Origin of the sequence: Campylobacter sp. CH246, assembly GCF_004378835.1 — a bacterium.
Lineage (GTDB): Bacteria > Campylobacterota > Campylobacteria > Campylobacterales > Campylobacteraceae > Campylobacter_D > Campylobacter_D jejuni.
Genome location: NZ_RYYA01000001.1, coordinates 156,569 through 171,965 on the forward strand (window position 1 = coordinate 156,569; position 15,397 = coordinate 171,965).

Sequence of the window (15,397 nt, forward strand, 5' to 3'; positions counted from 1 at the left end):
AAATTTGAATAATATAATGATAAAAATTTATTAAAATAGTATTTAAATATAAATTTATAACTAAAATATAGCTTTATCCCCCATATAGGCTTGCGAGTTGAGCTTTTTTGTTTTATAATTTTGTGCGTTATTAAAATAAAAAGGTTTTTTATGTTGAGATTTTTAATTTTTGCAATGTTGTTGTTTGCGAATTTAGAAGCAAAAATCCCAAAAGATACACTTATTATAGCAGTTGAAAATGAAATCGCAAGGATAAATCCTGCTTATAGTGAGGATCATGATGCAGTGATTAATCTTGTATTTTCAGGGCTTACGCGTTTTGATGAAAATATGAGTTTAAAACCCGATTTGGCTAAGTCTTGGGATGTTGGTAAAGACGGGCTTGTTTATGATATTTTTTTAAGAGATGATGTTTTATGGCATGATGGAGTCAAATTTAGTGCTGATGATGTGAAATTTAGTATAGAAGCCTTTAAAGATCCTAAAAACAATTCTTCTATTTATGTCAATTTTAAAGACATTAAAAGTGTGGAAATTTTAAATCCTTCTCATGTGAAAATCACACTTTTTAAACCTTATCCTGCATTTTTAGATGCTTTAAGCATAGGTATGCTTCCTAAACATTTGCTTGAAAATGAGAATTTAAACACAAGCTCTTTTAATCAAAATCCTATAGGTACAGGTCCTTATAAATTTGTAAAATGGAAAAAAGGTGAATATGTTGAATTTAAAGCCAATGAACATTTTTATCTTGATAAGGTAAAAACTCCAAGACTTATTATAAAACACATTTTTGATCCTTCTATAGCTAGTGTTCAGCTTAAAAATGGCAAGATAGACGCAGCTTTAATCGATGTTTCTCTGCTAAATATTTTTAAAAATGATGAAAATTTTGGAATTTTACGTGAAAAATCGGCCGATTATCGGGCTTTAATGTTTAATTTTGATAATGAATTTTTAAAAGATTTAAAAGTAAGACAAGCCTTAAATTACGCAGTTGATAAAGAAAGTATAGTAAAAAATCTTTTACATGATTATGCTTTTGTAGCTAATCACCCTTTAGAGCGTTCTTGGGCAAATTCTAAGAATTTTAAAATTTACAAATATGATCCTAAAAAAGCCGAGGATTTACTTGTAAGTGCAGGTTTTAAGAAAAATAAAGATGGAAATTTTGAAAAAGATGGGAAAATTTTAGAATTTGAAATTTGGGCGATGAGTAATGATCCTTTAAGGGTAAGTTTGGCTGGAATTTTGCAAAGCGAATTTAGAAAAATAGGAGTTGTAAGCAAGGTGGTGGCTAAACCTGCTGGAAGTTTTGATTATTCTAAAGTAGATAGTTTTTTAATAGGCTGGGGAAGTCCTTTGGATCCTGATTTTCACACTTTTAGGGTATTTGAAAGTTCGCAAGATAGTGCTTTAAATGATGAGGGTTGGAATTTTGGACATTATCATGATAAAAAAGTGGATATAGCCTTGCAAAAAGCAAGAAATACTTCAAATTTAGAAGAGAGAAAAAAATATTATAAAGATTTTATAGATGCTTTGTATGAAAATCCACCTTTTATTTTCTTGGCCTATCTTGATTTTGCTTTGGTTTATAATAACGATTTAAAAGGTATCAAAACAAGGACTTTAGGTCATCACGGAGTGGGTTTTACTTGGAATGTTTATGAGTGGAGTAAATAGTGCTAAAACGCTTAGTTTTTAGTATTTTCATAGCATTTTTTAGTACTTTTTTATGTTTTGTTTTACTTCATTTTAGCAAAGGTAGTATAGCTTATGCTAATGGAGTTAATTCACAAAGTAAAGAATTTATTCAAAGAATAGAACAAAATTTAGGGCTTGATAAGCCTTTGTTAGAGCAGTATAAAATTTGGCTTTTTAAGGCTTTAAAAGGAGATTTAGGAGTTTCTTTTTTAAGTGGAGAAAGTGTTTTAAAGCTTATAAAAGAAAGAATTTTTAATACTTTTATTTTGGGTTTTGGTGCCTTAATGCTTTTGTTTTTACTCAGCGTTTTTTTGGCACTTTTGGGATATTATTATAAAGAAAGTTTTATAGATAAAATCATCACTTTTTTAGCTTTTAATTTTTTTGCTTTACCTCCTTTTGTTTTGGCTTTATTGTTTGTTTTGATTTTTGGAATTTTTTGGAAAATTTTACCTGTTATAGGAAGTAGTGATATAGGCTTTGAAGATGATTTTTTAAATCGTTTAGAGCATTTGATTTTGCCTGTTTTGGTGCTCGTTTTATCACATTTGGCGTTATTTTTAAGGATTGCTAGAAATTTTATCAATGAAAGTTTTTCTCAAATTTTTATTCAAAATTTATACGCTAGGGCTTTAAGGGAGAAAGATATTTATTTTTTAGTTTTGAAATATTCTTTAAGTCCTATTGTAGCTTATTTTGGGGGAAGTGCTTTAAGTTTTATGATGGGAACTTATGTGGTAGAAAGTGTCTTTGCTTACGAGGGGCTTGGATCTTTACTTTTTAAAAGTATTATTTTTAAAGATTATCCTGTTGTGCTTGCACTTATATTTTTTAGTGTTTTGCTTGCAGCATTTTTTACATTTTTAAGTGATATTGTAGCTAGGATTTTAAATCCTAGATTAAGAAGGCTTGATTTTGTTTAAATTTCTTATCATTCTTGCGCCTTTAATTTTTTTATTTTTATGTGCCTTGTTTGCACCTTGTTTGACTCCTTTTGATATTTTAAGCACTCATTTAGAAAATTTGCATCAAGCTCCTAATTTTACTTATATTTTAGGGACTGATTTTTTAGGCAGGGATTTGTTTTCTCGTTTGCTTTTTGCTTTGAGAAATTCTTTGATTATAGGTGTTGGTGGATCTTTATTGTCTATTATCTTTGCTTTGTGTTATTTGTTTTTAGCGCGATGTTTTTTTTATGTTTTTTGGATGCGTATTTTAGAGTTTTTTTTAGCCTTGCCTGCTTTTTTACTTATGATGTTTTTTCAAAGTATGATAACTTCTGATGTGTTTTTGATGATTTTTTTAATCGCTTTAATTCATTGGTGTTTCATAGCAAGAATTATAGAAAGTGAATTAAAAAGACTTGAAAATTTAGATTTTTACAAAGCAAATATAGTGCTTGGAAGAACTAAATTTAGAGCTTTTTTTAAAGATTTAATACCTGCTTTAAAAACACTGATTTTTACACTTTTTATATTTAATATCGTTCATGCTATAGCCACAGAAGCTACTTTGAGTTTTTTTGGATTGGGTTTAGGATTTGAAATTCCAACTTTAGGTACTCTTTTGAGTGAGTCTTCAAAAGCAGTTTTTATAGGTGCTTGGTGGATGATACTTTTTCCACTTTTAAGCTTGCTTTTGTTGTTTTTACCTCTTTTATGGTTGGGTAATTTTTTACAAAAAATTTGGGGTATAAGATCTTGAAGGTAAGAAATTTAAATATCAGTTTGAAGAATAATTTATTGCTTAAGGATATTAATTTAGATATAAAAACAGGTAAAACTTTAATGATACTAGGACAAAGCGGAGTGGGTAAAAGTTTGTTAGGAAAAGCTTTGGTAAGACTTTTAGACTCTAATTTCACAATAAATTTTGATGAATTAAGTTTTCATAATTCTTGTATTTTTAATTTTAACAAAGAAGAGCTTAGAAATTTTCGTTCTAAGGTGGCACTTGTTTTGCAAGATGCAGAGCTTAGTCTTTATCCTTATTTGGATATTGGAAATTTATGTCATCTTGTTTTAAAAACTCATACAAAATTAAAACAAAAAGAAAGAAAAGATTATGCTTTTTCTTATTTTCAAAAATTAGGATTTGAAAATCTTGATCGTTTGTGGCATTCTTATGCTAATGAATTAAGTTTGGGTATGGCAAGAAGGGTGAGCCTAGCTTTAGCATTATTAAATCAACCCCAAATTTTAATTTGTGATGAAATCACAGCTTCTTTGGATAAAGAAAACGCTTCAAAGATCATATCGATTTTAGAAGAATTAAAAAATACCACAGCCTTAGTTTGTATCACTCATGATTTAAATTTGGTAAATTCTTTAGCAGATGAAATTCTTATGCTAGAAAAAAATAGTTCAAATTTATATAGCTTAGATGAGTTTTTAAGGTATTATAATGCTTAAAGTTTGTAATTTAAGTAAGTTTTATGAGCTTAAAAAGCATTGGTATTTAAAAAAAGAAAGACATATTATTTTTGATAATGTCAATTTTTCTTTAAATGAAAATGACAATTTAATAATTTTAGGTAAAAGTGGTGCAGGTAAAAGCACATTAGCTAGAATTCTTTGTTTTTTAGAAGATCCAAGTGAAGGTGAGGTATGGTATGAAAATCTTAACTTGCACAAGCTTGATAAAAACAAACAAAGACTTTTAAGAAAGCAAATTCAGTATTGCTTTCAAGATCAAAAAATGGCTTTAAACCCTTATAAAAAAATCAGAAATCTTATACAAGATGGTTTGGAAAATTTTAATTTACAAAAGAATGATAACTTGATTTTAGAATTTTTTGATTTTTTTAGTCTAAAAAAACAAATTTTAGAACAAAAGCCCTATGAGTTAAGCGGAGGAGAAGCTACGCGTGTAGGTATTATCCGTGCTTTGGTTTTAAATCCTAAATTGTTGATTTTAGATGAAATTACTTCAGCGCTTGATATTAAAACTTCTAAAGAAATTTTAACTTTTTTATATGACTATCAGCAAAAAAATAATATTTCTTATATATTTATAAGCCATCAAAGTGATCTTTTTTATAAATTTAATCATAAAAAATTAAAACTTTAAAAAATATTTTTTAATATAAGTTTCAATATAGAAAATTTAGAGTAAAATAAAGAAAAGTGTAAATTTAATTTTTGTTGTGGAGTGATTAAAGTGCTTTAAAAAAGGAGAATAAATGTCTCATATAGATGCTTCGCATCCTTATTTTGGTATTTTTTTAATGCTAGTACTTGCTAGTGTTATTTTTTTTGGACTGGTTTTTTTAGCTTCAAAAATCGGTAATAATTTTGCCGCAAAAAATCGTAAAAAATTAGGACTTGGAATTTATGAATGTGGTCCTATTCCTGTTAAACAAGCTAACAAGATTAACTCTCAATTTTTCATCATCGCCTTAATCTTCATACTTTTGGATATAGAAGTTGTGTTTTTGTTTCCTTGGGCATTGATTTTTAAAGATTTAGGTTGGTTTGGACTTTTAGAAGTTTTTGTTTTTATCGTACTTTTAGGAGTTGGATTTTTATATGCTTATAAAAAAGGAGCGTTTGCATGGCAGAGCATCAAATAAATTATGCAAGTGGTTTACCCGTAGTTTTAACTAGTGTTGATAAACTAGTTCAATGGGGTAGGAGTAATTCTTTATGGGCTTTATCTTATGGACTTGCTTGTTGTGCGATTGAGATGATGGCGGCTGGGGGTTCAAGATATGATTTTGATAGATTTGGAACGATTTTTAGAGCTTCACCACGTCATAGTGAAGTGATGATTATCGCAGGAACTTTATGTAAAAAACACGCTGAATTTACAAGAAGACTTTATGATCAAATGCCTGATCCTAAATGGGTGATTTCTATGGGAAGTTGTGCCAATACAGGCGGTATGTTTAATACTTATTCTACTGTTCAAGGAGTGGATAGAATTATACCTGTAGATATTTATGTGCCAGGCTGTGCTCCACGTCCAGAAAGTTTTCAGTTTGCTTTGATGATTTTGCAAAAAAAGATCCGCAAAGAAAAAGCAAGTCGTAAAATCGCACCTAAAAGGTTGGTATAATGAGAAAGTATAGCGATAAAAAAAATGCTCAAACTCAAAATTATTACAAAGATAGATTTTATCACGCGCCACACACTGTAAAATCTGATGTTAATGAAAGTGTTTTTAAAGAGGATTTTGAAGTTTTAAAAACTCAAGTAGAAATTTTAAATTCCTTTGTAGAGCTTGATTTTTGGGTAATAGAAATTAAAAAAGAAGACAATGTTAAAACCTTGCAAATGCTTAAAACTTTAGGGTATTTAAGTTTTACAGAGGCAAGTGCTATTGATTTTGTAGCAGATAAAAATGGTTTTGAAGTGTTTTATCAGCTTTTAAATTTAGAAAAAAAATTAAGAGTGAGAATAAAAACTTTTGTAGGCGTAAAAGAGCGTTTGCAAAGCGTGGCTCATATTTTTAAAGGAGCAAATTGGAGTGAGAGAGAAATTTATGATATGTTTGGAATTTTCATCATAAATCATCCCAATTTAAAACGCATTTTAATGCCTGATGATTGGTTTGGACATCCGCTTTTGAAAACTTATCCTTTAAAGGGCGATGAGTTTGCAAGATGGTATGAGATTGATAAAATTTTTGGCAAAGAATACCGCGAAGTAGTGGGCGAAGAACAAAGAGATTCTGGTTTTGCTGATGATAAAGATACGCTAAATTTTGCAAGACTTTATCATGAAGTGCCAAAAGGTGGTCAAAAGAAGGAAATTTCCTTTAAACAAGAATATCAAGAAGATGAAGGCGTGGCTTTTGTAAAAAAAGTAAAACGTGATGAAGCAAAAATTTTAGAGAAAAGGCGTTAAAATGCAAATTCCTAGCAAGTTAAAACCTTATTATGAAAATATAGCTTTTGAGCAAGAAGACTCAAAAATAATTATCAACTTAGGCCCTCAACACCCTTCAGCACACGGAAATTTACGCCTTATTTTAGAACTTGATGGAGAGCAAGTTGTAAAAGCGCGTCCTTGTATAGGTTATATGCATCGTGGTATGGAAAAAATGGCTGAAAATATGATTTATCAAGAGTTTATTCCTACTACTGATAGAATGGATTATATCGCTGCTTCAGCGAATAATTATGCTTATTGTGCAGCGGTTGAAAAGCTTTGTGGTTTAGAGATTCCACGCCGTGCCGCAGTGATACGCATGATACTTTTAGAATTAAACCGTATCACATCGCATTTGCTTTGGCTTGCTACTCATGCGCTTGATATTGGTGCGATGAGTGTATTTTTATACTGTTTTAGAGAACGAGAGTATGTTTTGGATTTGATAGAAAAGTATTGTGGTGCAAGGCTTACGCATTCTTCTATGAGAATAGGCGGGGTTATGCTTGATTTACCTGAGAATTATTTAGAAGAAATGCTTGCATTTTGCGATAAATTTCCAAATGATTTAAAAGATTATGAAGATCTTTTAGATGATAATAGAATTTGGCGTTTAAGAACTGAAAATGTAGGTGTGGTTACTAAAGAACAAGCCTTAAATTGGGGTTGTACGGGTGTGATGTTAAGAGGAAGTGGCATAAAATACGATATACGCAAAGAAGAGCCTTATTTGCTTTATAATGAAGTTGAATTTGGTGTGCCTTATGCTACGCAAGGGGATTCTTATGCAAGATATAAAGTTTATATGCAAGAATTTCGTGAAAGTTTGAAAATCCTTAGACAATGTGCCATGCTTTATAAAGATACTCCGCCTGAAATTTTAGCTATGCATCCTGAGTATGTAAGTGCTTCAAAGGAACAAATTTTAACGCAGAATTATTCTTTAATGCAGCATTTTGTTTTAATCACTCAAGGTTTAAAACCCCCTAAAGGCGAAGTTTATGTGCCTACTGAAAGTCCAAAAGGTGAGCTTGGCTTTTTTATCCATAGTGATGGTACAGGAAGACCTTATCGTTTAAAGGCTAGAACGCCTAGTTATTGGCATTGTGCGTTTTTTGAAGAAATGCTTGTAGGTACTTATTTAGCTGATGTTGTAGCCATTATGGGTAATGTAAATATAGTTTTAGGTGAGATAGATCGATGAGAAGGGTAGATTTAAGAAAAAGCAAAGAGCTTTTTGAAGATTTAGCACAAATCATAAAAGAAGCAAAACAAGGTGAGGTTTTAGTGGTGCTTTTTGAAATCGGCGATTTTTCTCCTGTTGAAAAAAGTTTTTCTTTTGTAAAAGAACAAGGCTGTGAGCTTTTAAATTCTTTGAAATTTAATCAAGTCGATTGGACTATTGTTATAAAAAAGGAGAGAGTATGATTTATGATAATGCTCTTTGTTTTTTAGATATGCCAAGCCTTAAAAACAAAAATTTATGTGAAAAAATAGGTGTAAATAGCATTAATATTTCTTGTTTGGAAGATAAAAACTTAAAAGCTAAATTTTACAAATGCGAAATTGCAAGTTTGAGTTTTGTTTTGGCCTTGCTTTGTAAATTAAGCGATGAAGGACAATTTTGCGATTTAGATGAGGGATATTTAAGTGCTGAATCTTGTTTTGGAGAGGAAGAAGCAGGCGAAGTGCTTGCTTTTTTAAAAGAGGTTAAGTATTTAATTATAGATAAAAATATCCATTCTTATAAAGATAGTGAAAATATCAAATATTTTTTGAATTTCCTAAGTGTAAAATATGGATTAAAGATTTTAGATAGCGATGAAGAAGAATGCGATTTTAAAAAGGCAAAATTAAACACCCTAAAAGAACTCGATAATTATGACGGGTTAGTGCTTTTTAGAGCAAATTTGCAAGATAAAAATTTACATTGTTCAAAGCAATTTTTACAAATTGCAAAATGCAAAGATCAAAGTGAAGTTGAAATTTTAGCTAAAGATTTTAGTTTTAAAACTAAGCTTTGTTTAGATGAAAATTTACAAGGCACCATAGCTTTTTTAAATTATGAAAATAATGGTTTTGATTTTACTCCAATTCGCATAAAGGAAGCAAAATGACAGTTAAGATTAATGGTATAGATTGCGCCTTTGAAGAAGGCGAATATATCTTAAATATAGCAAGAAGAAATGATATTTTTATCCCAGCGATTTGCTATCTTTCAGGCTGTAGTCCTACTTTGGCTTGTCGTATGTGTATGGTTGAAGCTGATGGTAAAAAGGTATATTCTTGCAATACTAAAGCAAAAGAGGGTATGGTTGTAGAAAGTGATTTGCAAAATCTTTGGGATGAAAGAAATGAGATCATGCAAGCTTATTGCATCAATCATCCTTTAGAATGTGGAGTTTGTGATAAATCAGGCGAGTGTGAATTGCAAAATTTCACTCATAAAAGTCGTGTAAATGTTCAAAAATATTGGATTAAAGACACGCATAAACCGCATAAACATTGGGGAATGATTAATTACGATCCCGCACTTTGCATAGTATGTGAGCGTTGTATTACAGTTTGTAAGGATAAAATCGGAGAAAGTGCTTTAAAGACTGTTCCTCGTGGCGGAGATAGTGTGGATAATAGCTTTAAAGAGAGCATGGGAAAAGATGCTTATGCGATTTGGACTAAATTTCAAAAAAGTTTGATAGGCCCTACAAATGGCGACACGCTTGATTGTTCATTTTGTGGAGAATGTACAAGCGTATGCCCAACAGGAGCTTTAATAGGTTCGAAATTTCAATACACTTCAAATATTTGGGAACTTAAAAGAATCCCTGCTTCAAATCCGCATTCAAGCGATTGTGAGTTGATGTATTATGATATTAAGCAAAGCGGCATTAGCAATCAAAAAGAAAAAATTTATCGTGTGAGTAATGATTTTGCCTTTGCAAGTTTAAATAAGGCTGCAAGATTTGCTTTTGATACGCAAAATGAGGCGGATAAAGATGAAAAAGCCTTTAAAGAACTTGTGGAACTTTTTGAGAAAAATGAAATTAAAAACATTAAATTTAATAGTTTTATTACCAATGAAGAAGCTTTGATTTTACAAAATTTAAAAAAGAAATTTAATCTTTCTTTGATCAATGAAGAAGCTTTGAAATTTAAAGAATTTTTACAAGAATTTATCGCTAATTCTGGTGAGTTTTATAGTGCTAATACTCAAGATATAACAAAAAGTGATTTTTTGGTTGTAGCTGGAATGCTTTTAAGATATGATGCTCCAACGCTTAGCTATAAAATCAATAATGCTTTAGTGATGAATAAAGGCTCAGGGCTTTATTTTCATCCTATGGAAGATATGGGTATAGCAAAATATTCTAAAAATTTTATTTCACATATTCATAAAAGTGGCGATGAAGAGCAAATTTTATATTTTTTACTTCAAAAATTTAGCCAAGATGAAGGTATCAAAACTCATTTAGCAGAGTTTTTTGTTAGTGAAAATAAAGAAATAGAAGAAAGTATCAACGAAGAAGTTGTAGAACAAGTCATAGAAAAAGATGAAGAAGGCAATGAAATTCAAAAAGAAGTAAAAAAAGTCGTGCCTAAGAAAGTGAAAAGCAACATAGAAGTACAACGCTCTGTTTTTGCTAAAAATTTAGGCATAGATGAAGATAAATTAGAAGATTTATTGCTTAAAAAAGCAAATTTTACTCTTGTTATAGGGAGTGATTTTTATTTTCATAAAAATGCGAAAAAACTTGCTAAATTACTTGCTTTGATCCAAAATACCACTCCTTTTAAAGTCTTTTTAAATCCTACGCATACTAATACCTTAGGTGTGGCTATGATTTGTGATTTGGATAAAAACGCACAAGAAGGCAAGACTTTAGGCTACAATGAAAAAGGTGATTTTAGTTTTTCTTATGAAGAGCATGCAAATTTAGCTAGTGCGAGTTTAAATCAGCAAGAAGGAACTTTTTTAAATTATGATAAAAGAGTGGTACCAACTAACGCTGCTTTAGAATTTAAGGGATATTTTTTAAATGATTTGGCTAATGCTTTAGGTTTTGATGAGGAATATACTATAAATTATACTAAGAGACTCCCTATAAATAAAGGTTTTTCTCCGATTGATTTTGATCATTTAGACAATTTTTATACCAATGCAGGCGATTGTAAAAGGGGATATGAGCTTAATTTAGAATGTTTCAAACAAGTTGCTAAAAAAGAATTCATCTCTCCAAATTTTGAAAATTTAAGCCTAAAAGAAGATGAAATTTTGCTTTATAGTGCTAATCCTAGCTATCAATTTGGTAGATTTTCAAATCGTGCTAGTGCGATTAATGAGGTGATTTTTTTAGGTGTAAGTGAAAATTTAGCTAAAGAGAAAAATTTAAAAGATAAAGATCTTGTAAAACTTAAAATAAAAGATAAAGAATTAAGCCTTAGTGTGCGTGTGGATAAGGATATAAAAAATGGAGCTTTCTTGCCGTATTTTGATGAAAAACTTGACACGCTAAGCTTTTTTGATGAAAGATTTGTTGTGGCGAATTTAGAAAAATTAGGAGCAAACCATGAGTGATTTTGCTTTTTTTGCTTTAGAGACTTTGATTAAATGTATTATTATCATTGCAATATTTGCGAGTTTAGCAGGTCTTGCAACTTATGCTGAAAGAAAGGTTTTAGCTTATTTTCAAAGACGCATAGGGCCTGATATGGTAGGGCCTTTTGGGTTTATTCAACTTGTAGCTGATATGATAAAGCTTTTTACTAAAGAAGATATAATCCCTTCAAATTCGCAAAAATTTATTTTTGCTATAGCACCTTTGATTTCTGCTATTTGTGCTTTTATTTCTTTAGCAGCTATTCCTATGCTACCTGAATTTACTTTATTTGGAAGGGTTATTCAGCCTATAGTGGCAGATATCAATGTAGCTTTGCTTTTTGTCATCGGTACTTCAGGACTTTGCTTTTATGCGGTGTTTTTGGGTGGACTTGCAAGTAATAATAAATGGTCGATTTTAGGGGCTGCAAGAGGGCTTGTAGCGATTATTTCCTATGAAAGCGTAGGAGCTTTAGCTTTGATTGCTATTATAATGCTTGTAGGTTCTTTTTCTTTGGTGGATATTAACAATTATCAAAGCGATGGATTTTTTTCTTGGCTTATTTTTAAACAACCTTTGGCTTTTGTGCTTTTTATAATTGCTTTATTTATAGAGACTAATAGAACTCCGCTTTGTTTGACGGAAAATGATGCTGAAATTGTAGCGGGTTATGGAACGGAGTATTCGGGTTTAAGATGGGGTATGTTTTTCATAGGTGAATATACTTCTATGATAGCTGGAGCTATTTTGGTCACTCTTTTGTTTTTAGGGGGTTTTAATAGCTTTTGGATTATTCCTGGTTGGATTATGATGATAGTAAAATCAAGTTTTATTTTCTTTTGGTATTTTTGGGCAAGAGCTGCTTTTCCGCAATTGCGTCCAGATCAAGTGATGAAAATGTGCTATTTGATCTTAATCCCTTTAGCTGTTTTAAACCTTTTAATCACTGCTTTGACAGTTCTTTTATAGGAGTTTGATATGAAAAATTATTATTTAGTAGATGAGAAAAGAAAAACTCCTGTTAGCACTTGGGAGAAAATTTCACAAGCTTTGCGTAGAAGCGTTAAACTAGAGCTTTTTGTAGGGCTTTTTGTGATGATGAGAGAATTACTTAAGAGAAATAATAGCGCTACGATTAAATATCCTTTTGAAAAGGTAAAGCTTGACAATCGTTACCGTGCTGTTCATCGTTTGATGCGTTTTATAGAAAGCGAAAATGAAAGATGTATAGGTTGTGGGCTTTGCGAAAAAATTTGCATTAGCAATTGTATTAGAATGGAAACTTCTTTAGATGAAAATGGGCGTAAAAAAGTAGGAAATTATAGTATTAATTTAGGGCGTTGTATTTATTGTGGTTTTTGTGCTGAGGTTTGCCCTGAACTTGCTATAGTGCATGGCACAGAGTATGAAAATGCAGCCGAGCAAAGGTCTTATTTTGGCTATAAGCAAGATTTTTTAACTCCTATTGATAAGCTTAAAAATCAAGTTGAATTTGAAGGAGCAGGAAGTCTTAGAAAGGATGCAAATTTGTGGGTTAAAAAAACGCCAAATTATTATGATGTGATGCAAGAAAGAGCCTTAGAAAATCAAAACACACAAGAGCAAGGAGAAAATAAATGATAGAAAATTTGGCTTTTGTATTTTTTAGTGTAGTGGTTTTAGGCTTTTTTGCTATTGCGGTTTTAAGTAAAAATATGCTTTATTCTCTTTCTGCTTTAGCGGGTGGAATGGTGTTTTTATCGGGATTTTATTTTTTACTTGATGCAGAGTTTTTAGGCGTGATACAAATTATTGTTTATAGTGGAGCTGTACTTGGACTTTATAGTTTTGCGATGATGTTTTTTGATGCTTCTAAAGAATTTAAAGAACAACTTAAAGCTAAAAAAAGTTTTTTTACTTTGGTGGTTTTAAGTGCAATTTTACTTTTGGCCATGCTTATAGGTTTTAAATACCAAAATATCAGTACGGATTTGCCTTTAAATGATCCTGCTTTGTTTGATTTTAATAAACAACTGGCTTTAGCGATTTTTTCAAAATATCTTTTAGCTTTTGAGTTTATAGCTATTTTGCTTTTGATCGCTTTAGTTTGTGCTATCACTCTTACTCATAAAGAGCTTACAAAGGAAAAACAATGATAGAAAAGTATTTTTTCGTTGCTATTTTAATGTTTGTCATAGGGCTTGTAGGGATTTTAAAAAGACAAAATCTCATTATGCTTTTTATTTCGAGTGAAATTTTATTAAATAGTGCTAATTTAGCTTTAGTAGCAGCTTCTAAAATGCACAATGATTTAAATGGACAGGTTTTTGCGCTTTTTATCATGGGTGTAGCGGCTTGTGAAGTAGCTGTTGGTGTAGCTTTGTGTGTGCTTTGGTATAGAAGAAAAGGCACTTTGGAATTAAAAAGCTTAAAAGAAGTGGAGGCTTAGTATGCAAAATTTGGCTTTGATTTCTCTTTTTAGTCCTTTTATGGCTTTTTTGTTTGCAAGTTGTTTTGCTTTGAGTGAGAAAAAACAATTTGTAGGGATATTTTGTTCACTTCTAGTAGCTTTGAGTACTTTTTGTTCTTTGTATTTGCTTTTTTGCAATGAAGCTTTTAATGTGAGTTTGTTTGAATGGTTTGCTGGAGTAAATTTTGGTTTTGATATAGATGCTATTTCACTTACTATGATGAGTGTTGTAGGTATTGTAGCTACTTGTGTGCATTTTTATAGTATTTTTTATATGGCTCATGATGAAGGTTTTAATAAATTTTTTGCTTATTTGGGGCTTTTTGTTTTTTCTATGCTTTTTTTAGTCATGAGTGATAATTTTTTAGGACTTTTCGTAGGTTGGGAAGGTGTTGGGCTTTGCTCTTGGTTGCTCATAGGTTTTTGGTATAAAAATGATACTTATTCTTTTGCGGCTAATGAAGCTTTTATTATGAATCGTATTGCGGATTTGGGTATGCTTTTAGGAATTTTTTGGCTTTATTTGCAAGCAGGAACTTTAAAATATGATGAAGTTTTTTCCATGGCACAAAGCCTAGATCACAATGCTTTGATCTTAATCGCAACTTGTTTATTTATAGGGGCTATGGGAAAATCTGCACAATTTCCTTTTCACACTTGGCTTGCTGATGCTATGGCAGGGCCAACTCCTGTTTCTGCATTAATCCATGCAGCAACCATGGTAACAGCGGGGGTTTATTTGGTAATTCGTGCAAGTACGCTTTATGATTTAGTTCCTGAGGTTTCTTATATTATTGCTTTACTTGGAGCTTTTGTAGCGATTTTTGCAGCCTCTATGGCTTTGGTGGCTAGGGATTTAAAACGCATTATTGCTTACTCTACCTTATCGCAACTTGGATATATGTTTGTGGCTGCAGGACTTGGGGCTTATGGTATAGCTTTATTTCACTTAGCTACACATGCTTTTTTTAAATCTTTACTTTTTTTAGGTGCTGGAAATGTAATGCATGCTATGAATGATAAATTAGACATTAAAAAAATGGGTGGACTTTTTAAACCTTTAAAATTTACCGCTATTTTGATGTGTATAGGATCTTTAGCTTTAGCAGGAATTTATCCTTTTGCAGGATTTTTCTCTAAAGATTTGATTTTGGGATATTCTTTCATTTCTTTTCACCATGGTATTTTTTTAGTGCTTTTAATCGCAGCTTTTTTAACAGCATTTTATAGCTTTAGACTTTTAATGTTGGTATTTTTTACCCCTGCAAGACATGATGAACATCCGAATGAAGCAAGTAAAATAGCACTCTTGGCTATGAGTCCTTTGATGGTTTTAGCTATTATTGCAGGATTTTTTGAACATAGTTTTTTTGAATATTTAAGCACAAAATTAGTTTTTATTGATGCACAAAATCAAATTGTAATGATTTGTGCGAGTGTAGCAGCTATTTTGGGTGTAATTTTGGCTATTTTTGCTTATAAAAATTCTTGGTTTAAGGAAAGTATTGAAGAAAATAAAATTCACAAACTTTTAAGTAATGATTATTTTATTCCTAGATTTTATCATCAATTTATCGTTTCAAAATATGAAAGTTTATGTGCGATTTTAAAGCATTGTGATCTTTATATTTTTGACAGAATAGTTGAAAAAATTGCTTTGTATTCTCAAAATATTTCACAAAAAATGATTATGCCAAACAGCTTAAACTTAATGCTTAGGTTTTTGGTGGCAGCTTTTGTGATTTTGTTGATTTTAGTATGGATGGTGTAAA

Annotated in this window: 17 protein-coding genes; all 17 read left to right on the top strand. The window is 30.8% G+C overall.

Features of this window, described 5'->3' with window-relative positions:
• Positions 1–150: 150 nt before the first annotated feature.
• Positions 151–1,686, top strand: a complete 1,536-nt coding sequence (locus ELQ06_RS00900) for an ABC transporter substrate-binding protein (RefSeq protein WP_052793983.1) — start codon at positions 151–153, stop codon at positions 1,684–1,686.
• The gene (locus ELQ06_RS00905; protein ID WP_052793982.1) at positions 1,686–2,630 is read left to right on the top strand and encodes an ABC transporter permease; all 945 of its coding nucleotides are present in this window, start codon (positions 1,686–1,688) and stop codon (positions 2,628–2,630) included. The genes ELQ06_RS00900 and ELQ06_RS00905 overlap by 1 nt, the downstream gene beginning before the upstream one ends.
• Positions 2,617–3,411 (top strand): ABC transporter permease, encoded by a 795-nt coding sequence (locus ELQ06_RS00910; RefSeq protein ID WP_074484724.1) that lies wholly within the window; start codon positions 2,617–2,619, stop codon positions 3,409–3,411. The genes ELQ06_RS00905 and ELQ06_RS00910 overlap by 14 nt, the downstream gene beginning before the upstream one ends.
• Positions 3,408–4,118, top strand: coding sequence for an ATP-binding cassette domain-containing protein (locus ELQ06_RS00915; RefSeq protein ID WP_038817277.1), 711 nt, complete (start codon positions 3,408–3,410; stop codon positions 4,116–4,118). The genes ELQ06_RS00910 and ELQ06_RS00915 overlap by 4 nt, the downstream gene beginning before the upstream one ends.
• Positions 4,111–4,776 (top strand): ATP-binding cassette domain-containing protein, encoded by a 666-nt coding sequence (locus ELQ06_RS00920; RefSeq protein ID WP_052782044.1) that lies wholly within the window; start codon positions 4,111–4,113, stop codon positions 4,774–4,776. Before ELQ06_RS00915 ends, ELQ06_RS00920 begins: the two co-directional genes overlap by 8 nt.
• Before the next feature lie 112 nt (positions 4,777–4,888).
• The gene (locus tag ELQ06_RS00925) at positions 4,889–5,278 is read left to right on the top strand and encodes an NAD(P)H-quinone oxidoreductase subunit 3 (protein ID WP_002824972.1); all 390 of its coding nucleotides are present in this window, start codon (positions 4,889–4,891) and stop codon (positions 5,276–5,278) included.
• A complete protein-coding gene (locus ELQ06_RS00930; protein ID WP_002824974.1) occupies positions 5,260–5,763 on the top strand; it encodes an NADH-quinone oxidoreductase subunit B in 504 nt (167 codons plus the stop codon). Before ELQ06_RS00925 ends, ELQ06_RS00930 begins: the two co-directional genes overlap by 19 nt.
• Positions 5,760–6,554, top strand: a complete 795-nt coding sequence (locus ELQ06_RS00935; RefSeq protein ID WP_079460104.1) for an NADH-quinone oxidoreductase subunit C — start codon at positions 5,760–5,762, stop codon at positions 6,552–6,554. The genes ELQ06_RS00930 and ELQ06_RS00935 overlap by 4 nt, the downstream gene beginning before the upstream one ends.
• A gap of 1 nt (position 6,555) precedes the next feature.
• Positions 6,556–7,782: an NADH dehydrogenase (quinone) subunit D gene (nuoD, locus tag ELQ06_RS00940; protein ID WP_052797917.1), complete on the top strand. Its 1,227-nt coding sequence runs from the start codon at positions 6,556–6,558 to the stop codon at positions 7,780–7,782.
• A complete protein-coding gene (locus tag ELQ06_RS00945; RefSeq protein ID WP_002824979.1) occupies positions 7,779–8,006 on the top strand; it encodes an NADH-ubiquinone oxidoreductase subunit E family protein in 228 nt (75 codons plus the stop codon). The genes nuoD and ELQ06_RS00945 overlap by 4 nt, the downstream gene beginning before the upstream one ends.
• Positions 8,003–8,695, top strand: a complete 693-nt coding sequence (locus ELQ06_RS00950) for a hypothetical protein (protein WP_002851266.1) — start codon at positions 8,003–8,005, stop codon at positions 8,693–8,695. Before ELQ06_RS00945 ends, ELQ06_RS00950 begins: the two co-directional genes overlap by 4 nt.
• The gene (locus ELQ06_RS00955; RefSeq protein ID WP_052797918.1) at positions 8,692–11,154 is read left to right on the top strand and encodes an NADH-quinone oxidoreductase subunit G; all 2,463 of its coding nucleotides are present in this window, start codon (positions 8,692–8,694) and stop codon (positions 11,152–11,154) included. The genes ELQ06_RS00950 and ELQ06_RS00955 overlap by 4 nt, the downstream gene beginning before the upstream one ends.
• Positions 11,147–12,145: an NADH-quinone oxidoreductase subunit NuoH gene (gene nuoH, locus ELQ06_RS00960; protein WP_032584480.1), complete on the top strand. Its 999-nt coding sequence runs from the start codon at positions 11,147–11,149 to the stop codon at positions 12,143–12,145. The genes ELQ06_RS00955 and nuoH overlap by 8 nt, the downstream gene beginning before the upstream one ends.
• 9 nt (positions 12,146–12,154) lie before the next feature.
• Complete coding sequence (nuoI, locus tag ELQ06_RS00965; protein WP_052797919.1) at positions 12,155–12,796, top strand: NADH-quinone oxidoreductase subunit NuoI; 642 nt, start codon at positions 12,155–12,157, stop codon at positions 12,794–12,796.
• The gene (locus ELQ06_RS00970; RefSeq protein WP_052782040.1) at positions 12,793–13,311 is read left to right on the top strand and encodes an NADH-quinone oxidoreductase subunit J; all 519 of its coding nucleotides are present in this window, start codon (positions 12,793–12,795) and stop codon (positions 13,309–13,311) included. Before nuoI ends, ELQ06_RS00970 begins: the two co-directional genes overlap by 4 nt.
• Complete coding sequence (nuoK, locus tag ELQ06_RS00975; protein ID WP_002851490.1) at positions 13,308–13,604, top strand: NADH-quinone oxidoreductase subunit NuoK; 297 nt, start codon at positions 13,308–13,310, stop codon at positions 13,602–13,604. Before ELQ06_RS00970 ends, nuoK begins: the two co-directional genes overlap by 4 nt.
• A gap of 1 nt (position 13,605) precedes the next feature.
• On the top strand, positions 13,606–15,396 hold the full coding sequence (nuoL, locus tag ELQ06_RS00980; protein ID WP_052784041.1) for an NADH-quinone oxidoreductase subunit L: 1,791 nt from the start codon (positions 13,606–13,608) through the stop codon (positions 15,394–15,396).
• Position 15,397 lies beyond the last annotated feature (1 nt).